Genomic DNA, 20,073 nt, shown 5'->3' with positions numbered 1-20,073 from the left:
TGAGCGCCTTGATTGCCGAGCAGTTCGGCGACAGCCCGGCCGATGCCGCGGCTACCGCCCACCACCACCGCGCGGCGGTCGGCGAGCAGAGCGTGCTCGCTCATGCGCTGGCGGTCACCGGTTCGCGCTCCGGCTCATCACTGACCGCTTCGCGCGGCCACCACAACCAGCGGTCAAAGACGACGATCACGGCGGGCAGCATGAAAGTGCGCACCAAAAGGGCGTTGAGCAACAGGGCCACGCCTACCGTGACGCCGATCTGCGCCAAGCTGAGCACGCTCTGCTCGCCGACCGCCGCGCGGTGGTGGTGGGCGGTAGCCGCGGCATCGGCCGGGCTGTCGCCGAACTGCTCGGCAATCAAGGCGCCGCCGTCGTGATCAACGGCCGGGACGAGGCCGCCGTGCAGGACACTGTGGACGCGCTGCAAGCCGCGGGGGCCCGGGCCACCGGTGTGCCCGGTGCAGCGGACGATGAACGCGTCGCGGCTGCCCTGATCGAAGAGTGCACCAACACCTTCGGACGGTTGGACATCCTGATCAACTGTGCGGGAATCGCTGAGCCGCCTGGTTCGTCGATCCTGCAGATCTCGCCGGCGGAGTTCGACACGCTGATCGGTGCGCATCTGGGCACCGTGTTCCACACCTGCCGGGTGGCGGCTCCGGTGATGGCCGCGCAGGGCCACGGCGCGATCATCAACACCAGCTCGGTGGCCTTCCTCGGCGATTACGGCGGCACCGGCTACCCCGCGGGCAAGGGCGCCGTCAACGGCCTGACGATGGCCATCGCCGCGGAGCTGAAAGGGCATGGGGTGCGGGCCAACGTGGTCTGTCCCGGGGCCCGGACCCGGATTTCCACCGGACCCGACTACCGGCAGCAGATCGAGGACCTGCATCGCCGCGGACTGCTGGACGAGATGACCATGCGCGCCTCGCTCGACGCGCCGCCGCCGCATTACGTGGCGCCGGTGTACGCCTACCTAGCCAGCGATCTGGCACGCGACGTCACCGGCCAGATCCTGGTTGCCGCAGGCGGTTTCGTCGGCCGATTCGACCGGCCCACGCCGCGGCTGCTGGGCTACCGGGACCACCGGGACAGCCCACCGTGGTCGGTGGATGAACTGCACACAATGATCGGCGCGTGACTAACCGACCAGGGAGAAGAACGCCAGCAGCAGTGCATAACCCACGACGATCACCGCCGACCCGGCCACGCTGACCCGAGCCGATGCCCCGTCGATCGGGTCCAGCCAGCGCCGGAACGGGCGCGACGCGGCCGGGACGAGCACCCACTGCAGCAACGCGACGCTGATGACGTTGCCGATCAAGATCTCACCGGCCGGATTGATGCCGAGCCGGCCGAGTTCGGGCGACAGCCAGTTGGACAGCAACACCACCGTCGGATAGAGACAGAGCACCACCAGCATCGCCGACTTCCAGGCCGGCGTGATCTTCGTCTGGCCGTCGGCGACACGGACCGTCGACCCGAACGGCGCGCTGCGAGGCAGTTCGGCGAAGTCTCTGGTCAATTCCTCGCGTAGGCGGGGTAGGGCCTCTCGGCGCGCACTGGATTGAATCCAGCCGGCGAGCTGCCGCGGGGTGCGGAAGCGCAGTATCGACATCCATTGCCCGGAGTCGTCGGCCGGAAACAGCACCGTACCTTCGTAACCAGGGAAGGCCGAACTGACCGACGTCAAATCGCGCTGTGCGACAATGAATTCCGCCTCCTTCCCGGGAGCGACCTGGTGCAGGAAGACGCCCGCCTCGGCCGGTGGCAACTCACCCTCGGCGAGAATGAGATCCACCGTGGCGGGCCAGAAACCCTGTGCCGCACCGTCGTCGAGGACGGCTCGGCGTTCGGCACCGTCGAGCCACGAGTCCAGCGATGCGGTATCGGTGAAACGCACCTCCACCGCCCAATCGAGATGCCCGCCGCTGTGCACCGACCGGCGGGCACCGACGAAACCGGCGGCTCGGCCGGCCGTGGCAAGACACCGGCCGACCCAGGCATCGAATCTGTCTGGGTCGGTCGGAGTATGGAAGATGGTGATCGCGCTGGCCCCGGCGGTCATGTCAGTTGTCCAGCATTGTCGCTCAACGACATGCGGATCAACTCGGCGCGCGACGACAGCCCCAACTTCACGAAGATTTTGCGCAGGTGGTAGTCCACGGTGCGCGGGCTGAGAAACATCAGCGTCGCGATCGAGCGGTTGGTCTCGCCCGCGCTGACGAACCGGGCAATCTGCAGCTCCTGCGGTGTCAGCTTCTCTGTGGTGCCCGCATCGCGTTTGCGTGCCGTGGCCCCGGTTGCCAGGAGCTCGGTGCGGGCCTGTTCGGCCCACGGCGCGGCGCCGAGGCGCTCGAACGTCTCGAGTGCCGAACTCAGCAACTTGCGCGCCTCGGTGCGGCGCCGGCGCCGCCGCAGGCGCTCTGCGTACAGCAGTTGCGTTCGGGCGGTGTCGAGTGGCCGTCCGCCCTGCGCGTGCAAATTCAGTGCGACGCCGAACTGCCGGTCCTGCTCGTCATCGGTTGCCAGCAGGGCCTGACAGCGGGCGACGAGAGCTTGCGCCCACTGCGCGCCGGTGTCGTGCGCCCACACGTGCAGCCCGTCCAGGTGACTGGCCGCTACGGCCGCTCGTTGGGTTCGCACCGCCGCCTCGACCAGGTCCGAAGTGGCCATCAAACTGACCATCTGGTTGCCCTCGCCGGGCGCCGCCCCGGCCAGCGCCGCGAGCCGGTCGAACGCTTCCGCCGGGCGTCCGGCACCCAGGTCCAGGATGGCGAGCGCCCAGGACGCGATGGCCGCATGCGGTCCGAGGCGGAAGGAGATCGCCTGCGCCAGCGCGGCGCCGGCGTGATCGCGGCAATCCTGGGCCCGGCCCTGCACCGCCGCGATCAAGGCCAACACGGCGTGCAGGTGTGCGGCGGGATTGTGCTGGCTGGTCTCCTCGGCCAGGCGCAGCCCCTCGGTGGCGTCCGCCAGGGCGGTCGCGTACCGGCTGGTCAACATCTCGACCATGGCCAACGGACCCAGCAGCAGCGGCAACAAGGCCAAGTCGGCGGCGGCGCGGGTCTTGGCGACGGCAGTGCTGAACAGATCGATGGCCCGCGAATCCTCACCGAGGAACATCGCGCCCGCGGCGGCGCCCATCAGCACCCGGGGCTCCCGGCTCACGGTGGCCATCTCGACTGCCGCGCGCAGCTTCGCCGCGGTGGCCGTGGTGTCGCCGCGCAGCAAACCCGCCAAGCCCTGGATCACATGTCCGGCAACGAAATTCGGGTCTTGTGCCGCGGGAAGGGCGGCGAGCCGGCCGCCGATCTCGTCGAGACGCATCAGGTCACCGCCGGCCCAGGCGAGTTGGCCCGCCTCGCCGAGCATCTGCGCTGCCTGCGCTGGTTCCAGCGCGGCGACCACCTCCGCCCCGCCCACCAGGATGGCGTATGCCGCCGATGGGGTTCCGCAGTGCGCTTCGATCTGCCCGTGCAGGTGCGCAATGCGCCCCCGCAGTTGCGGCGAATCGGCCAGCGGCAGGGCTTGATCCAACAAGCCTCGGGCCCGTTGCGGTTGTCCCGCCGACCAGGCGGCCGCGGCGGCATCGGTAAGCCGGGCCGCCCGCAGCGCGGGAGCACCGCTGAGCGCCGCCGAACGCTCGAATGCGGCGGCAGCCGCATCGTGTCCGCCCCGCACGCCGGCTCGGCAGCCCGCCGCATACAGGGCATCGGCCGCGTCGGCGTCCGGTCCGGCCGCTGCCTTGGCCAGATGCCACGCTTTGCGGTCCGCATCGGTGTCGTCGTCCAGACAGGCAGCCAGCGCGCGCTCGACCTGGCGTCGCCGCTGTGAGGTGGCACCACGGTAGATTGCCGACCGCATCAACGGCTGGACGAACGCCACGACCCCCGATTTCACCCGCAACAACCCGGCCGCTTCGGCTTGGTCGAGCGTGCCCGGCCCGACATCCAGCGCTTGCGCGGCGCGCAGCACGCCGTCGAGTTGCCCGCTGTCGTGGGCGGCAGCCACCAGCAGCATGGTTTGCGTATCGAGGGGCAGGTCCCCGGCACGATCGAGATAGAAGCGCTCCAGATCGGTGCTGACCGGCAGCGGGTCGGGCAGGGGAGCGCGGCCCGCGATGTGGTCCGCGGAAAGCGATCGCGCCAGTTCGGTCAGGGCCAGCGGATTGCCCAGGGTGTCGGCAACCAAGCGGTCCCGGACCCGCTCGGCTACCGGGGCGTCTGTGTGTTCGGCCAGCATGGCCGCGGCCGCGTCGGGGCCCAGCCCGTCGAGCCGCACCTGCGGCAGGTCCGGGGCGGCGAAATGGCGTGCGGGATCGTCCCGTGCGCCGAAGAGCATGACGATGCCCTCGGCGTGCACCCGTCTGGCGGCGAATGTCAGCGCCTCGGCCGACGGGCCGTCGAGGTATTGGGCATCGTCGACCAGACACAGCACCGGCCCCGATTCGGCTGTCTCGGCGAGCAGGCTCAGCACGGCCAGGGAGGTCAGGAAGCGGCCCTCGTCGGTGGCCGGGCCCAGGCCAAAGGCGCCGAGCAGCGCGGCACGCTGCCGATCGGGAATCGCGTCGTTGTGGTCCAGCACGGGCAGCAGCAGGGTGTGCAGCGCGGCGAACGGCAACTGCGCTTCGGTGGGGACTCCGCAGGTGCGCAAGAGTCGCATGCCGGCGGCATTGGCGGCGGCGAACTCCAGCAGCGCCGACTTGCCGATACCGGCCTCCCCACGCAACACCAGGGTGCCGCTGTGCCCGGCCCGTGCGGCGGCCAACAGACGATCTACCTGGGCGCATTCCCCCTCGCGGCCGTGCAGCACAGCACTGATCGTAGGGGTGACCGGCGAACGGGACTGGTGACTTCACTGATTCGAACGGCACCCCGCCGGCGCGAAGCTGAGGGCACCAACCACGAAGGAGCTACCGATGCCTGAGAGCACGCTTGCAAACCTTGATGTCGCCGTCATCGGCGCCGGGCCGACCGGCCTGATGCTGGCGTGTGAGCTGGCGATGCGCGGAGTTCGCGTGGCCGTGCTGGAACGGCGCCAGCAATCGACGAACATCACCCGAGCATTCGCCATCCACGCACGCACCCTCGAACTGCTCGACAGCCGCGGGCTGGTCGACGACGTTCTGAAGAGGGGTTTCGCGGTCGGCTCGGTGGCGCCGGTGCCGGGCGCGACGGTGTCGCTGGCCGAGGAACTGCGGGTGCGCTACCCGTTCATCCTGATGGTTCCGCAGAGCGGCACCGAACACGTGTTGGCCGCCCGGGCCGAACGGCTCGGCGTGCGGGTTATCCGCGGGGCCGAAGTCGCCGGGCTCGAACAGGACGGTGCCGGCGTCGACATCGCACTCGCCAACGGCGACTTGGTTCGGGCCGGCTACGTCGTCGGGTGCGACGGCGCGCACAGCGCGGTGCGGCGCCTGCTCGATGTCGACTTCGTCGGCAAGCAGTACGCGACGCACATCATGCTGGCCGACGTGCGACTGACCAGGCCGCCCGAGGAGCTGGCGTTCGCGCGGACCAATAACGAGGGCGTGGTGCTGGTACTGCCGTTCGGCGACGGTTGGTATCGCGCGATCGTCTGGGACCGGCTGCGGGAGCAGGAATCGCTGAGCACACCGGTGAGCATGGCCGACATAAATGACGCCTTGGGCCGGATCGCCAATGAGGACTTCGGTATCAGCGAGATGCGTTGGAGCTCACGTTTTCTCAGTGAGCGGCGGCAAGCCAGGCGTTACCGGGCAGGACGGGTCTTCCTCGCCGGTGATGCGGCGCACGTGCATTCCCCGATCGGCGGACAGGGCATGAACACCGGCATCGGCGACGCGATGAACCTCGGCTGGAAACTGGCTTCCGTCGTGCGCGGCGATCTGCGCGGCGAGAACGCCGAGGTGTTGCTGGACAGTTATCAATCCGAGCGGCACCCGGTTGGCGCCGCCGTGCTGGCCATGACCGACATGTTCAATCAGCTGGTGCTGGGTCGGTCCGCGATCCGCCGATTCGTGCAGCGCTTCGTCGTCCGCATGATCCTGAACTTCCCGCGCAGCCGCCGGATCGCGGCCGAGCGACTCAGCGGCATCGGCATCACCTACCCCCGCTCGTCCCGCGCGGACCACCCGCTGGTGGGCAGGCGGATGCCCGACGTCAACTGCGACGGCGGCAGGCTGTACGAGCAGCTGCGCAGCGGCCGATTCGTGCTGCTGACCAGCGGACCCGTCGGTGACATCGGTGACCGCCCGGGCGTGCAATACGAAACACATTGCGACACTTCACTTCCGGCGGCTGTCCTGGTCCGTCCCGACGGTTACGTCGCATGGGCACAGCAACGGCTGCCCAGCGCCGCCGAGTTGGCCGGCGCGCTGAACCGCTGGGCGGGCGAACCCGCCGGCGAATCATGCGCCGAACGTGGGGCTTACGGCGGAGCCGATTGCGTTTCGCCTTCATAAGGCACACGCTCGGTGCGGCCGCGCGAATTGCTGGTTTAGCTGAGGCGTCAACCGGGTACGCGGTGCGGAACCTCGGTGCAGATGCTCGATGGGGAGCCACAAGATTTGGGTCCGGGGTAGATCGGGAAAATTCTTATGCACGTTAACTAGTCGAGCAGGCGGCTATGGAACGATTAAGCGGACTTGATGCTTTCTTTCTCTACATGGAGACTCCGACTCAGCCGCTGAATGTGTGCTGTGTCCTGGAACTCGACACCTCGACGATGCCCGGGGGTTATTCGTACCCGCGGTTGCGCGGGATGCTGGCCAGGCACGTCAAGGCTGTACCGGAATTCCGGATGAAGCTGGCCGACACCCAATGGAACCCCGACCATCCGGTGTGGGTCGACGACGAGGGTTTCGAGCTGCGGCGACACCTGCACCGGGTTGCGGCGCCGACTCCCGGGGGCCGGCGCGAAATCTCCGAGATCTGCGGGCATATCGCGGGGTTGCCGCTGGACCGCGACCACCCCCTGTGGGAAATGTGGGTGATCGAGGGCGGAGCCCGGGACGACGGGCTGACGGTGTTGCTCAAGGTGCACCACTCGGTGGTCGACGGTGTCGCCGGCGCCAACCTGCTCGCGCAGCTGTGCAGCGCGGTGCCGGACGCGCCCGCGCCGCAGCCAAAGCCCGGCGCCGGGCGGGCCAGCCTGCTGCAGATCGCCACCAGCGGATTTGTCAACGTGGCGAAACGACCGCTGCGGCTCGCGACGATGATCCCGACAACGGCGCTGACGATCGCTCAGACGTTCATCCGGGCCAGAGACGGACGAACGATGGCAGCACCGTTTTCCGCGCCACCGACTCCGTTCAACGGCCAGCTGACCCGCTATCGCAACGTCGCCTACACCGAGCTGGACATGCGCGACGTGAAGCGGGTGAAGAACCAGTTCGGGGTCACCGTGAATGACGTTGTGACGGCGTTGTGCGCGGGGGTGCTGCGCCGCTTTCTGCTCCAGCAGGACGAACTGCCCGATGCCCCGCTAGTGGCCACCGTCCCGGTATCGGTGCGCGACAAATCCGATCGGCCCGGGCGCAACCAGACCACGTGGATGTTCTGTCGGCTGGAAACCCAGATCAGCGATCCGGTGGAACGCATCCGTCGGATGGCCGCCGGCAATTGCGCAGCCAAGGAACATACCGCGGCCATGGGGCCCACGCTGCTACATGACTGGACCGAGTTCGGGGGCCAGACGGTGTTCGGCGCGGCGATGCGGGTTCTGCCGCGAATCCCGTTGTCCGCCAGCCCCGTTTACAACATGATCCTGTCCAATGTCCCCGGGCCGCAGGAACAGCTGTATTTCCTTGGCTGCCGGCTGGCGTCGATGTATCCGCTTGGGCCGCTGCTCGGCGGCGCCGGGCTCAACATCACCGTGATGTCGCTCAACGGGACGTTGGGCATCGGCATAATCTCCTGTCCAGATCTGCTGCCGGACCTCTGGGACATGGCTGATGCGTTCCCGGACGCGCTCAAGGAATTGCTGGAGTGCGGCGCCCGGCTGGAACGAGGCGAGCGGGGGCATCGCGACGACTGAGCGGTCCTGAGGGCTGCGGTTGTTGATGACGCCGCGTTTGTCAGGCAGGTTAATAGCCGTGGACCACCGGCGGGCTCGGCTGCACGGCAGGAAGTGGCCCGTTTCGTGGCGTACCCGCGCCATCCTCCTCGTGGCGATCCTCTCGCCAAATGTATTGGGTGCTGCGGTGATCGGCGTGACGACCTTCTGGGCCCTGCCGACGGCCCACGCGCTCAATGAACGGCACGTCATGGTGCTCAACACGATCGTCGCAGCGGTCTACGTCGGTGTCGCCAGCCCGATCGCGAGTGTTTGCGGAGTGCTCGCGACGACGTACCGTTCCGGCGGCGACGAGGCCGAGGCGCGAAAGCGGGTGTTGCTGGCGATTCCGTTCCGCATGGCGTTGATCCAGGGCTCTGTGTGGGTCGGGGCCGCAGTGGTCATGGTGGTGATCAACCTTGACGCCCCGTGGTTGGCGACCACACTGGGAATCTCGATACTGCTGGGCGGCTTCGTCACCAGCCCGGTGGCGTACTGGCTGGGCAGCAGGGTGCTGCGCTCGTCGGTCGCTGAGCTGCTCACCCACAGTCCGCCGTCTGCGGCTCGGGGGCCCGGCCTGCGGTTGCGCGCGGTGGCCGCCTGGACGCTCGGTACCGGTGTACCGCTGCTGGAACTGCTGCTGGTGGGTGCGAGCGCACTCGTCGTCGATTACTCGGCGGAAAGACTGGCAATTGTGGTGCTGACCCTCGGCGGTTGCGCGGCCGTGAGCGGCTTGGCAATTACGGCGTTGACGGGAGCGGTGAGCGCCGACCCCATCGACGAGGTTCGTCACGGGATGGCCCGGGTGCAGCGCGGCGACTTCGACGTCACGGTCCCGGTTTTCGACGCTTCCGAACTCGGGCTGCTGCAGGCCGGGTTCAACACGATGGCAGCGGGTCTGCGCGAGCGCGAGCAGTTGCGCGAGCTGTTCGGTCGGCACGTTGGGCGCGATGTAGCGCGCCTGGCTGAGCAGAGCGCGTCCAAAGACGGGCTGCAGGCGACGCTCGGCGGGGTCAGCTGCGAGGCCGCGGCATTGTTCGTCGATCTGGTCGGCTCGTCCCGGCTGGCGGAGCGCATGTCACCCGAGGAGCTGGTGGCGCTGCTCAACGACTTCTTCGCGGTGGTGGTCGATGTCGTCGAGCGTCATCAAGGCCTGATCAACAAGTTCGAAGGTGACGCCGCGCTGGCCATTTTCGGTGCTCCGGTGGAGCTGGCCGACTACGCGGGGAAAGCCCTCGCCGCTGCCCGCGAGCTCGGCTGCCGGCTCAACCAGGCCGAGGTCACCGCGGGCATCGGGGTGTCAGCGGGCGTCGTCGTCGCAGGCAACATCGGTGAATCGCGCCGGTACGAATACACCGTCATCGGTGACCCGGTCAACGAAGCGGCTCGGCTCACCGAGGTGGCGAAGCAGACGGGCGGCGTCGCGGCATCGGGTGCCGCACTGTGTCGCGCCTCGGCGGCCGAATCGCGCCACTGGCGCACGCTGACCACCGCGGTGCTGCGGGGACGGGACAGCCCCACCGATATCGTCGTTCCCCGGTCGGACATCGAATAACGCTGCGGCGCAACCGATCCGATGTCTCAGTATTGATACCCGGTGCTGGTGCCGAGGATATCGACGGCAGCGTTGATATTGGGAACCACAGTGGCGCCATACCGCGCGACGATCTGACCGAGCGCACGGGTGACGTGCGGGCCTACCGCGTTGGCAAGCAGGATGTCCTCGGCGATCACAATGCCGTTCACGACATGCCCGGCCAGCAGCCGACCGTCGCGCGCGATCTCGTAACGCCAATCACCGATCTGGATACGTTCGGGGCTGGAGGAGAACAGGCCACGCCGCGCCGGCGTATGGATGACTCCGGGCACCCCTGCGAACACGTTGACCACCAGCGCGACACCGCCGGGTCCCGACAGCGCACTCGCTATGGTGCGACTGACCCGCTCGGCGTCGAATTCGACCATCAGTTATCCATCGGCAGCACGAACGTCGGCTTGATCGTCTCGCCGCTGCCGGTACGGCGCACGGCCGTTCCTGCGGTGTAGAACTCCACCGTGTGGTGTCCCCAGGCGTAGTTCGAGATGGCGAAGTGCACGCCGACCACGCCGGTGGCGCCGTCGCGCTCGGCCTCGGTCTGCATGCGCGACATCGCCAGCTCCCGAGCCTGGTAGTTGCCCTGCGTCCACTGCGGCATCTCCATGTTGCGGCCCATCTGCTTGAGCGTCTGCATGAAGCCCTGCACCGCAATGTGAAACACGCAGTTCCCCATCACGAACGCCACCGGCGTGTGGCCCGAGCGCAGCAGCGTCACCATGTCCTGACCAGAAAGGTGGCTGGAAAATGCCTGACCGTTCGGCCGGCGGAACGCACCCGGCTTTTCGGTGTACCGCACCGCGGTGCCGACGGCCATGAACTCCAGGTGTTCGCCACCCTCGCCGTGATGGCGCCAGTTGAGGCGGACACCCACAATGCCGTCGGCCTGCAGCGCATCGGCTTCGGCCTGCATGCGGGCCATCGCATTCCAGCGCGCGCGGTAGGTGGCCTCGGTGAGCACGCCCAGTTCCTGTTGCTGACGCATCCCGGTGAACTGATATCCGACGTGGTAGACCGAGACGCCCATCACCAGCTCGATCGGTTCGAAGCCGGCCCCGTGCAGCAGCGCGAACTCGTTGATCGACAGGTCGGACGTCCATGACTTCGCGGCATGCGACAACCGTTCGCTGGCTACCGGATCGAGTGCGCTTGGGTCCATGGGCAGACATCCCTTCTCGTGATTTGCGTCAGCGTACCTAGCAACCCGGCGCGAACTCACGAAGTGAGGGTGATCGCCTCTTCCGGGCAGTTCTGCGCACCCACCACAGCGTGTTGCTCGAGTTCTCCGGACACGTCCTCGACGCGCAAAACCGAATGTCCCACCTCGTCGGCATCGAAGACGTCCGGCGCCAGGGAATAGCAGCGCCCGTGCCCCACACAACGGTCGGCGTCGATCGAAATACGGCTCATCACAAGGCAACCGGGAAGGTCAGCGGCAGGGCTTCCACCGAGCGCAGCGCGGCGGTGTACTTCAATTCGGTACCGGGCGGAATCTCGTAATTTGGGATGCGGCGGTGGAATTCACGCAACGCGACCCGCAGCTCCATGCGGGCCAGATGGGATCCGAGGCAGCGGTGGGGCCCGCCGCCAAAGGCACGGTGCCGGTTCGGGTTACGGGCGAAATCGACGAGTTCGGGCTCGGGAAACTCCGCCGGGTCGGTGTTGGCCGCGCCGAGGAGCGGGCTGACCCGGTCGCCCTTGTGGATCGGGCAGCCACCGACTTCGACCTCTTGCATGGCGACCCGGGCGACCCCGGGTACCGGTGTCTCCCAGCGCAGCAGCTCCTCGATGGCGTGCGGCAGGATGTCGGGCTGCTCGACCAGTTGATGACGGTGTTCGGGGTGGCGGGCCAGGAACACGAAGAAGCAGTCGAGCGAGTCGGTCACCGTGTCGAGTCCGGCGATGAGGAACAGAAAACAGATGTCGAGCAGCTCCTCGCGAGTCAGCTTCTTCGGGGCTCCTGCATCCGCGTCCTTCAGGTCCGCGGCGATCATTGCCGACAACACGTCGTCGCGCGGACTCGCGATGTGATCGTCGATGGCACGATCGAAGTATTCGTAGATCTGTAAGGCGACCGGCGCGGAAGCGGCGTGCCGGTCGTCCCAATCGGTGGCGCCCTCAGGACGGATCACGCCGTCCTTCCATTCCAGGAACTTGTCCAGATCCTGCAAAGGCAGACCCAGTAGCTGGAGGAAGACGGTGCAAGGCAGTGGCACCGCGAACTCGGCGTGGAAGTCGCATTCGCCCCGGCCTGCGAACCGGTCGATCATCTCGTTCACCAGCGCGGTGACCTGCGGCTCGCGCCGAGCCATCTCCCGCGGGGTGAACAGCGGATCAAGAATGCGCCGGTACTTGGCATGATCGGGCGGGTCGACCTGCAGCGGGATCAACGGCCGCAGGTTCCCGAGGTCGACCGCATCCATGTTCGAGGAAAACAGGTCGGTCCGCTTGAGGGCCATCTCGATGTCGGAGAGCCGGCTCAGCACCACCGCTTGCGGTGAGCGCAGCACCGGAGCTGATTCGCGCAACGCCTTGTACATGGGCTGAGGCTCGGCGAGGCCAACCATGGCCTGGTCGACGAACCCTTCGGCTTCTGTCATGTGGTTAGCCTGGCACCGCACCGACCCCCGGGCAATGCCTTCCCACCAGGATTTATGGTTCCCGGAATAACTCCTGGGCCAGGCGCGTTCACTTTTGCGCACATGCATTGAACTGAGGTTGCTCTGGCAGCGTGGCTAGGGCGGGGGGCCTGCTGATCGACGCTGACGCCAGGTCGGAGTCATTCCGGCCGATAACACCAGAGGTTTCCGATGACAGCCGCCCGCCCAACACGTGTCGGAGTTCAACTGTGGCCCGGCGGTACGCCGAGCTACGCCACGTGGCGCCAAGCCGTCCTCGACGCCGAGGCCATGGGTGCGGACGTCGTGTTCGGCTACGACCACTTCCACAAGCCGTTCGTCGAGAACCGGCACGGCGCGACGCGCCTGCTACCCGAGCAACACGACGTCAACCACTTCGAAGGCTGGACCGCCCTGGCCACCTGGGGTGAACTGACCACGCGGGTCGAGATCGGTCTGCTGGTATCCGGCATCGGCTATCGCAACCCCGACCTGCTGGCCGACATGGCGCGCACCGTCGACCACATCAGCGGCGGGAGGCTCATCCTCGGGCTCGGATCTGGTTGGTATGAAAAGGATTACACCAGCTACGGGTACGCGTACCCGACCGTCGGGGACCGCTTGCGGCTGTTCGTGGACGGCTTGGCCCGCATCGAGAACCGGCTCGCCCGGCTGATTCCGCCGCCGCTGCGTGAGATCCCGATACTCATCGGCGGTCCCGGCCTGGACCGAGCCCTCCAGCTGGTCGCCGGGTTTGCCGATATCTGGCACACCGTCGAGCCGATCGACGAGTTCCGTCGCCGCGATGAACTGCTCAAGTGGTATGCGGAGGCGGCGCAGCGCGACGATGCCGCGATCGAGCGGGCGGTGCCGTGGACCGGTCCGAACGAGGCCGACCTATACAGCAAGGAAGGCGTCACGCTCTTCACCGCAGAGGTCAGACCGACCGAAAAGGGTTACGACCTAAGCGCTCTCGGCGAGATGATCGCCTGGCGGGACGGAGTGCCGCTGCGGTAGCTAGCCTTGTTTTCCGCCGCGCCGGCGGAGCATGGTCACGCTAGCACGTACGATCCCACGCAGCGCATAGACGGCGGTCACCACCGTCAGCAGGATCAGCAGGATGAACGTGGGCAGCCAGTTGCTGCGGCTGTGGCTGACATCCCACCAGACGATCGTAAACAGCACCGCGCACAGCAGCAGCACGATGTCGCGCCAGTTGCCCCGGTAGGACGCGGCGGCCTTGCGCATGGCCCGCCCGCGGTCCGAGGCCTCGATCAGGTCGTCGATCCGGGCGTCGATCGTGCGTTGCAACTCGGCGCGCCGCTCGGCGGCCTCGGGAGGCAACCGCTCCAGCAGGTCCATGTCCTGTTTTATCAGGCCGCGAAAGTCCGGCCCCCGGAATTGCCCGGCGGCAACGGCGAGCATCACGCCGCCCAGTACCGGTGCGCTGTTCAGCGCGAGCTGTCCCACACCCACGTCCGACCCTCCTCGTCTTTCTGCTCTCGTCGAGGATTGCCGAAAGTGGGGGAGCGGATCAACCCGGGTCCGGTGTGTCGCTCAGCTTGCGGTCAGCGGCATGGGGTCGAACTCGATGGGAAGCGTTGTAGGGCCGGATAGTTCAGTGGGAGGCCGCCAAGGGGCCGAACCGGTACGCCTGGCGTTCGGCATGCGGCGCGTGATGACCCGCAGCGCCTCGGTGAGTTCGACCCTGGCCAGGTGTGCACCGAGGCAGTAGTGCACGCCACCACCGAGGGTCAGCATGGGTTTGGGCTCCGGACGGGTGATATTCAGCCGGTCGGGCCGGTGATAGACGGTCTCGTCGTGGTTCGCCGACGCTGTGTTCGCCAACACGACGGTGCCGGCGGGGATGCTGATGCCCGCTAGTTCGACGTCCTCGGTCGCTACTCTGATCACCGCAAAGGTGATCGGGCTGTGCCGAATAAGTTCCTCGACGGCTTGGGGGGCGAGGTCGGGATGCTCGGCGAGTAGCCGCCACTGGTCCGGGTGTTCGGTCAGGGCCTGCACGGCCGCCGCCAACTGGTGACGCGTCGTATCGGTACCGGCGTTGAGCAGGATCGCGACCAGGTTCACCAACTCCTCGTGGGTAAGCCCGTCACCCTGCGCGCGAATGAGTTCGGAGATCAAGTCGTCGGTGAGCGAGTGGCGCCGGCGGGCGATCAGCGCCTCGATGTAGGCCTCGAGCTGTTCCCAGGCACTCAGAATCGCGGACTCCTGTCCCGCGATACTGGCGCCGAAGACCTTGCTGATGTCGTCTGCCCACGCCGAGAAGAGCCGCCAATCCTCTCTAGGGGTGCCCAGCATCTCGCAGATGATCGGGATGGGGTACGCCCGTGCGATATCGGTGACCACGTCACAGCGGCCAACGTCCGCGTGTTCGTCGACGAGCGCGGTGATCACCTCGGTACAGGCGGCACGCATCTTCGCTGCGGCCTTCGGAGTGAACGCCCGGGAAACCAAGCGCCGCAGGCGGTGGTGTTCGGCGCCGTCGAGACTGATAAGCAAGCGGCACACCCGATCCCACAGGGGGCCGGAGTTGATGCCCTGTACCACCAACCCGATCCCGCGCGGCATGGCGAACCGCGAGTCCCGCAGCACCAGGCGGACCAGGTCGTAGGTCAGGACCTCAGGTCCGTACGGCCCCAATGCAATTGGTCCCTGCTGGCGAGCCTGTTTGATCAGCCGGTGGATCTCGTGCGGATCGCGGGCCGCGTGGTAGGTGATTGACGGCAGCGTAACGACGGTCATGGTGGCCTCCTCGGACGGGATGGCTTCGACTCTCCGGCGATCGCCGGTGGGGACCATCGGCCAACGTGCCGATTTGCGGTGGCGACGGGATGCGTACATAAGCGTGGTCGCGCACAGACCATTGGCCATTTGGCTGATGTTTTGCGATCCGCGTCGCCGGATGCTGGCTACCATGAGCACGACGGACTGGAGTGATTTTGATGTGACCGTGGCTGGGACTGGACTGCCAACCGGAACCGTGACGCTGCTACTGGCCGACGTCGAGGGATCGACCCGGCTGTGGGAGACGCAGCCCGATGTCATGGCGGCGGCGGTAGCCCGACTGGACACGGCGCTGGCCGAGCTGGTGGCGGCCCACGATGGTGTGCGGCCGGTCGAACAGGGCGAGGGCGACAGCTTCGTGGTCGCATTTGGCCGTGCGGCGGATGCGGTGGCCTGTGCTCTCGCCTTACAACGCGCGCCGCTGGCACCGATCCGGCTGCGTATCGGAATCCACACCGGGGACGTGCGGTTGCGTGACGAGGACAATTACGTGGGCCCGACGATCAATCGCACGGGCAGGCTGCGCGATCTCGCACACGGTGGTCAAACGGTGCTGTCGGGAACGACGGACGACCTGGTTGCGGAATCTTTGCCGGAGGGTGCCTGGCTGATGGACCTGGGTGCGCACCCGCTGCGTGATCTGGCCAGGCCGCAGCGGGTGGTGCAGTTGTGCCATCCCGACCTGCGCAATGACTTCCCGCCGTTGCGAAGCGCGAGTGGCGTTGCCGCGCCTAACCTTCCGGCGCAGCTGACTAGTTTCGTGGGCCGCCAAGACCAGATCGTGAGCTTGCGAAAAAGGTTGGCAGGCAATCGGTTGGTCACGCTGACCGGCGCGGGGGGCGTCGGCAAGACCCGGCTGGCGGTGCAGGTTGCGATCAGCATGTCGGGCGAATTCGACGGCGGCGTTTGGTATGTCGATCTGGCACCGATCACGGCGGCCGAGGTGGTGCCGGTGACGGTGGCCCGCGCGTTGGGTTTGCCGGATCAGCCCGGGCGTTCGACGATGGACACGCTGCTTCGGTTCGTGCGCGACCGGCACATGTTGATGGTGCTGGACAATTGCGAGCATTTGCTGGATGCCTGCGCCACGCTGCTGGCGACGCTGTTGGGTGGTGCTGCGCGACTGACCGTGCTGGCAACCAGCAGGGAACCGGTGAACATCCCCGGTGAGGCGACGTGGCTGGTGCCGTCACTGTCACTGGCCGATGAAGCGGTGGAACTGTTCGCCGAGCGGGCGCGGCTGGCGCGGCCCGATTTCGTCGTGACCGCCGAGAACAGCGCACAGGTGGCCGAGATCTGCCGCCGTCTGGACGGCATGCCCCTGGCGATCGAACTCGCCGCCGCGCGGGTGCGGGCGTTGTCCCTGACCGAGATCGTCGACAGCCTGCACGACCGCTTCCGATTGCTGACCGGCGGTTCACGTACCGCGGTGCGCCGCCAGCAGACGCTGCGCGCGTCGGTGGACTGGTCGCATGCATTGCTCACCGAGACCGAGCGCATCCTGTTCCGGCGGCTGGCCGTCTTCTACGGCGGATTCGACCTTGCGGCAGCGCAATTCGTGTGCGGAGGCGAAACGATCGAGCGGTATCAGGTGCTGGATCAACTGACGTTGCTCGTCGACAAGTCCCTCGTCGTCGCCGACGACAGCAGCGGTCACACCCGGTACCGACTGCTAGAAACGGTGCGCCAGTACGCATTGGAGAAACTCAGCGAGTCCGGCGAAGCCGACGCCGTGCGGTCCCGGCATTGCGATCACTACACCGCCATCGCCGCCCTGCTCGACGCGCCGGCCCGCGCCGACTATGAAGAACAGCTCGATCAAGCCGAACTCGAGATGGACAACCTGCGCAATGCGCTGGGCTGGGATCTGGAGAATGGTGCCACTGAACGGGCGTCTGCGCTGGCATCGTCTTTGCAGCCAGTCTGGCTGACCCGGGGGCGAATCATGGAGGGCATGGCGTGGTTTCGCGTGATACCCGCCGCCGGAAACGATGTATCGCCGGCGGTGCGTGCACGCGCACTGGCCGACGAAGCCGTGCTGAAAGTATTCGCGGGTGGCCAGCATATGGAACTTGCGCAACGCTCGGTGCAGATTGCCCGCGAACTCGACGATCCCGCTCTACTCGCCCGAGCCCTCACTGCATCTGGTTTATCTGCCGGTGCCCAATACGACGACCAAACGGCCGCGACGTACTACGCAGAGGCGATCGGACTGGCCCGGTTACTGGATGAGCGTTGGATCTTGAGCCAAGCCTTGGCCTGGCAGTCCAACACCGGATTGAACACCGGTGACCTCAATGCCGCGCGACTGGCGGGCGAAGAGGGGCGTGTAATCGCCGACGAGATCGGAGATCGAGGAAACTCGCGACAATGCCGACTGGCGATCGGCTGGTCACTTTTAGTGCAGGGCAGCCTAATTGACGCCATTTCTGAGTTTCGGAACTTGGCCGCGGAGTGCGATCAGACTCACGATCGCGTATCCGGACCTGTCGCCGTGATGGGTCTCGGCATGTCGCTGGCGTATCACGGAGAACTGGAAGAGTCAGTTGCCGTCGCCGACGCGGCGCTGGCGGCGGCCGCCGACCTTGGCGAGTACTACCTGGGCATGGCGCACGCACAACTGTCGCAAGCGAAAGTGGCCGCCGGAGATGTGGCGGGGGCATATGAAGCCGGTGAAGCGGCATATCAAGGCATGTACGCACACCAGCCACCGATAGCTATCGCCCAGCGCGTGTTCAATACCAGCCAAGCCGCCCTAGCCCGTGGCGATTTGGCTGAGGCCCAGGAGCAGGTGGATGCGGCGATCGCCGTGGCGAAAGGTTGGCACCGCGTGGCAGCGCTGCTGCTTCGCGCACGCGTGCACGTCGCCGACAACATGCTCCTGGAGGCTGAGCGCGACGCCCACGACGCGTTGTGCTGTGCCGTCGAGAAGGACGTGTATCTCCACGTGCCGGATGCCCTGGAATGCCTTGCCGACCTGGCTGCCCGCAGCGGTAGTCTCGCCGAGGCGACGCGCTTGTTGGGTGCCGCGCAGGCGCTGAGAGATCACTTAGGCGTAGTACGCTTCAAGATCCTCCAGGCCGAATACGATGCAACGATCGCGAGGCTTCGTAAAACGCTGGACTCCAACGACTTCGACGCCGCGTGGGCAGAAGGTGCGGCACTTTCCACCGCAGAGGCGATCGCGTATGCGCAGCGAGGGCGCGGTCAGCGCAAGCGGCCGGACAGCGGCTGGGGGTCCTTGACCCCGGCCGAACGGGACGTCGCCCGGCTCGTCTGCGAAGGCATGGCGAACAAGGAGATCGCGACGCGGTTATTCGTGTCGCCCCGCACCGTCCAGGCCCATCTCACGCACATCTACACCAAACTCGGCATCGGCTCACGCGTGCAACTGGTGCAGGAGGCGGCCAGGCAAGGCTGATCTCTGTTACCGGACAACTGTCCAGCGTTCGTGGCATAAGCGCTGGTATGGGCCGTGCGTTTTCGCACCGTCCGCGCTCGGATCGCACTGTTGTTGCCCTAAATGAAAGGGGTCGGCTACAGTCGGAGTTGTCACCGGACACCTGTCCATAATTGACGTCGAACTCGGGCTCATGGCTCAGCAGACCGGAGGACTATTACATGCCCAGCAGGTACGCGGCCCTGACCCGCGACCAGCTCAGCACCCTTGTGCCGGAACTGCTGCTGATCGGTCAGATGATCGACCGCTCCGGCATGGCTTGGTGCATCCAGCGATTCGGTCGCGAGGAAATGCTGCAGATCGCGATCGAGGAGTGGGCGGCCGCGAGTCCGCTGTACACCAAACGCATGCAGCGGGCGCTTCGGTACGAGGGTGTCGACGTCATCACGATATTCAAGGGCCTGCAACTCGATATCGGCGCTCCGCCGCAGTTCATGGACTTCCGCTACACGGTCCACGACCGCTGGCATGGTGAGTTCCACCTCGACCACTGCGGTGCCCTGTTGGACGTCGAACCGATGGGCGAGGACTACGTGCGCGGCATGTGCCACGACATCGAGGACCCGACGTTCGACGCCACCGCCCTGGCGACCAACCGCCGGGCACAGGTGCGCCCGATCCACCGGCCGCCGCGAGTGCCCTCCGATCGGCAGCCGCACTGCGCCTGGACGGTGATCATCGACGATTCGAACCCCGAAGTGGGTTTCATTCCGGAGTCCGACATCATCGGCCGCAGCAACGCTGCCACAACCGAGCTCGACACCATCGATGACAGCGAGCCCGGCCTGGCCGATTATTCGGGCCCGCTGTTGTCCGACTTCGACTTCGCGGCGTTCTCCCATTCGGCGCTGGTTCGCATCGCCGACGAAGTCTGCCTGCAGATGCACTTGCTCTACCTGTCGTTCGCGCTGGCGGTGGGCAAGCGCGCCGGCGACGATGCCGCACTGGCCCGCTCGATCGCCACCAAGCAGCTCATCGGACTGGCCGGGCTGGCGGCGGAGCGGATCCACCGCGCCCTCGACCTTCCCGCCGGCGCCGAAGGTGCCGTCCGGGTGATGGAGTTGCATCCGCTGTTCAATCCCGCGGCCTACGTATTCGCCGATTTCGAGCGGGACGCGGTGCACCTGCGCCCGTCGCCCGCGCACGAGGACGACGCATGGCCGGCGTTGGTCACGCCGGATGCCATCGAGCCGCTGCAAGCGATCGCCGCCGGGGTGGACCCGCACCTGCGCGTCGAATTGGACGGCACCGCAACGGAATGGACCGCGCATATCTTCGAATCCAGCACCGCAGCAAAGGAATTCGATGAGGTAGCGGTGACGAAGTTCAGCGGCGGCTCGACCTTCGTGTTTCAGCCACGAAAGTCGTTGCCGCTCACGCCCGTTTAGAGCGTCAGACCGGCTCGTCGCTTTCGGGTTTGAGTGGTTTCTCGGGGTGGTGCATGCAGTTGATGCGGGGGCGTCGGTGGTCGAGGTGTCGGGGTGGGATCCATTCGGTGTCGCCGTGGGTGTTTCGGCGGGTGAGGTAGTTGCGCAGTTCGACCATGTGGGTGTCGG

Annotated in this window: 16 protein-coding genes; 7 read left to right on the top strand and 9 right to left on the bottom strand. The window is 66.8% G+C overall.

Annotated elements, in window-relative coordinates; genetic code table 11:
* Window positions 1-100: 100 nt before the first annotated feature.
* Window positions 101-361: an MMPL family transporter gene (locus A9X01_RS08105; protein WP_065120241.1), complete on the bottom strand. Its 261-nt coding sequence runs from the start codon at window positions 359-361 to the stop codon at window positions 101-103.
* Between A9X01_RS08105 and A9X01_RS08100 the strand changes: the two genes are divergently transcribed.
* Window positions 260-1,141: an SDR family NAD(P)-dependent oxidoreductase gene (locus tag A9X01_RS08100; RefSeq protein WP_065120240.1), complete on the top strand. Its 882-nt coding sequence runs from the start codon at window positions 260-262 to the stop codon at window positions 1,139-1,141. The genes A9X01_RS08105 and A9X01_RS08100 overlap by 102 nt on opposite strands.
* Here A9X01_RS08100 and A9X01_RS08095 read toward each other — a convergent pair whose 3' ends face one another.
* Entirely contained in the window at window positions 1,142-2,068 is a 927-nt protein-coding gene (locus A9X01_RS08095) for an antibiotic biosynthesis monooxygenase (protein ID WP_081282263.1), read from the bottom strand.
* Window positions 2,065-4,815 (bottom strand): helix-turn-helix transcriptional regulator, encoded by a 2,751-nt coding sequence (locus tag A9X01_RS08090; protein WP_065120239.1) that lies wholly within the window; start codon window positions 4,813-4,815, stop codon window positions 2,065-2,067. The genes A9X01_RS08095 and A9X01_RS08090 overlap by 4 nt, the downstream gene beginning before the upstream one ends.
* A 106-nt stretch (window positions 4,816-4,921) precedes the next feature.
* On the opposite strand from A9X01_RS08090, the gene A9X01_RS08085 reads away from it, so the two are divergent.
* From A9X01_RS08085 to A9X01_RS08075, 3 genes are all read left to right on the top strand, one after another.
* Window positions 4,922-6,445 carry an FAD-dependent oxidoreductase gene (locus A9X01_RS08085; protein WP_065120238.1) on the top strand — a complete coding sequence of 508 codons (1,524 nt, stop codon included), beginning with the start codon at window positions 4,922-4,924 and terminating at the stop codon, window positions 6,443-6,445.
* Between the two features lie 164 nt (window positions 6,446-6,609).
* Window positions 6,610-8,019 (top strand): WS/DGAT/MGAT family O-acyltransferase, encoded by a 1,410-nt coding sequence (locus A9X01_RS08080; RefSeq protein ID WP_065120237.1) that lies wholly within the window; start codon window positions 6,610-6,612, stop codon window positions 8,017-8,019.
* Between the two features lie 175 nt (window positions 8,020-8,194).
* Window positions 8,195-9,592, top strand: a complete 1,398-nt coding sequence (locus A9X01_RS08075; protein WP_172832470.1) for an adenylate/guanylate cyclase domain-containing protein — start codon at window positions 8,195-8,197, stop codon at window positions 9,590-9,592.
* Between the two features lie 26 nt (window positions 9,593-9,618).
* Here the strand turns inward: A9X01_RS08075 and A9X01_RS08070 are convergent, their stop codons facing one another.
* From A9X01_RS08070 to A9X01_RS08055, 4 genes are read right to left on the bottom strand one after another with little or no spacing between them, the layout of a single operon-like run.
* Entirely contained in the window at window positions 9,619-10,002 is a 384-nt protein-coding gene (locus tag A9X01_RS08070; protein ID WP_065120236.1) for a DUF5073 family protein, read from the bottom strand.
* Window positions 10,002-10,790: a heavy metal-binding domain-containing protein gene (locus A9X01_RS08065; RefSeq protein WP_065120235.1), complete on the bottom strand. Its 789-nt coding sequence runs from the start codon at window positions 10,788-10,790 to the stop codon at window positions 10,002-10,004. Before A9X01_RS08065 ends, A9X01_RS08070 begins: the two co-directional genes overlap by 1 nt.
* A gap of 56 nt (window positions 10,791-10,846) precedes the next feature.
* Entirely contained in the window at window positions 10,847-11,041 is a 195-nt protein-coding gene (locus A9X01_RS08060; protein WP_065120234.1) for a ferredoxin, read from the bottom strand.
* Window positions 11,041-12,231, bottom strand: a complete 1,191-nt coding sequence (locus A9X01_RS08055; RefSeq protein ID WP_065120233.1) for a cytochrome P450 — start codon at window positions 12,229-12,231, stop codon at window positions 11,041-11,043. The genes A9X01_RS08060 and A9X01_RS08055 overlap by 1 nt, the downstream gene beginning before the upstream one ends.
* A gap of 210 nt (window positions 12,232-12,441) precedes the next feature.
* On the opposite strand from A9X01_RS08055, the gene A9X01_RS08050 reads away from it, so the two are divergent.
* Window positions 12,442-13,266, top strand: coding sequence for an LLM class F420-dependent oxidoreductase (locus A9X01_RS08050; RefSeq protein WP_065120232.1), 825 nt, complete (start codon window positions 12,442-12,444; stop codon window positions 13,264-13,266).
* On the opposite strand, the gene A9X01_RS08045 is transcribed toward A9X01_RS08050, so the two are convergent.
* Window positions 13,267-13,674 carry a hypothetical protein gene (locus A9X01_RS08045; RefSeq protein ID WP_065120244.1) on the bottom strand — a complete coding sequence of 136 codons (408 nt, stop codon included), beginning with the start codon at window positions 13,672-13,674 and terminating at the stop codon, window positions 13,267-13,269. It lies immediately after the preceding gene.
* Between the two features lie 132 nt (window positions 13,675-13,806).
* Complete coding sequence (locus A9X01_RS08040) at window positions 13,807-15,015, bottom strand: cytochrome P450 (RefSeq protein ID WP_155771988.1); 1,209 nt, start codon at window positions 15,013-15,015, stop codon at window positions 13,807-13,809.
* A gap of 172 nt (window positions 15,016-15,187) precedes the next feature.
* Here A9X01_RS08040 and A9X01_RS08035 point away from each other — a divergent pair, with 172 nt between their 5' ends.
* Together A9X01_RS08035 and A9X01_RS08030 are read left to right on the top strand one after the other, a co-directional pair.
* Window positions 15,188-18,478 (top strand): LuxR family transcriptional regulator, encoded by a 3,291-nt coding sequence (locus A9X01_RS08035; protein WP_065120243.1) that lies wholly within the window; start codon window positions 15,188-15,190, stop codon window positions 18,476-18,478.
* Window positions 18,479-18,678: 200 nt separating this feature from the next.
* Entirely contained in the window at window positions 18,679-19,905 is a 1,227-nt protein-coding gene (locus tag A9X01_RS08030) for a hypothetical protein (protein WP_065120242.1), read from the top strand.
* Window positions 19,906-20,073: the final 168 nt, after the last annotated feature.

The sequence above is a fragment of the Mycobacterium asiaticum genome (assembly GCF_001668675.1).
GTDB lineage: Bacteria > Actinomycetota > Actinomycetes > Mycobacteriales > Mycobacteriaceae > Mycobacterium > Mycobacterium asiaticum_D.
This window is presented reverse-complemented; position numbering and strand designations above follow the sequence as displayed.

Excerpts from the sequence above, each read along its gene's own strand:
- A9X01_RS08095 (WP_081282263.1), bottom strand. The coding sequence starts at position 2,068 with ATGACCGCCGGGGCCAGCGCGATCACCATCTTCCATACTCCGACCGAC.
- A9X01_RS08085 (WP_065120238.1), top strand. The coding sequence starts at position 4,922 with ATGCCTGAGAGCACGCTTGCAAACCTTGATGTCGCCGTCATCGGCGCC.
- A9X01_RS08080 (WP_065120237.1), top strand. The coding sequence starts at position 6,610 with ATGGAACGATTAAGCGGACTTGATGCTTTCTTTCTCTACATGGAGACT.
- A9X01_RS08070 (WP_065120236.1), bottom strand. The coding sequence starts at position 10,002 with ATGGTCGAATTCGACGCCGAGCGGGTCAGTCGCACCATAGCGAGTGCG.
- A9X01_RS08065 (WP_065120235.1), bottom strand. The coding sequence starts at position 10,790 with ATGGACCCAAGCGCACTCGATCCGGTAGCCAGCGAACGGTTGTCGCAT.
- A9X01_RS08060 (WP_065120234.1), bottom strand. The coding sequence starts at position 11,041 with ATGAGCCGTATTTCGATCGACGCCGACCGTTGTGTGGGGCACGGGCGC.
- A9X01_RS08055 (WP_065120233.1), bottom strand. The coding sequence starts at position 12,231 with ATGACAGAAGCCGAAGGGTTCGTCGACCAGGCCATGGTTGGCCTCGCC.
- A9X01_RS08050 (WP_065120232.1), top strand. The coding sequence starts at position 12,442 with ATGACAGCCGCCCGCCCAACACGTGTCGGAGTTCAACTGTGGCCCGGC.
- A9X01_RS08045 (WP_065120244.1), bottom strand. The coding sequence starts at position 13,674 with ATGCTCGCCGTTGCCGCCGGGCAATTCCGGGGGCCGGACTTTCGCGGC.
- A9X01_RS08040 (WP_155771988.1), bottom strand. The coding sequence starts at position 15,015 with ATGACCGTCGTTACGCTGCCGTCAATCACCTACCACGCGGCCCGCGAT.
- A9X01_RS08035 (WP_065120243.1), top strand. The coding sequence starts at position 15,188 with ATGAGCACGACGGACTGGAGTGATTTTGATGTGACCGTGGCTGGGACT.
- A9X01_RS08030 (WP_065120242.1), top strand. The coding sequence starts at position 18,679 with ATGCCCAGCAGGTACGCGGCCCTGACCCGCGACCAGCTCAGCACCCTT.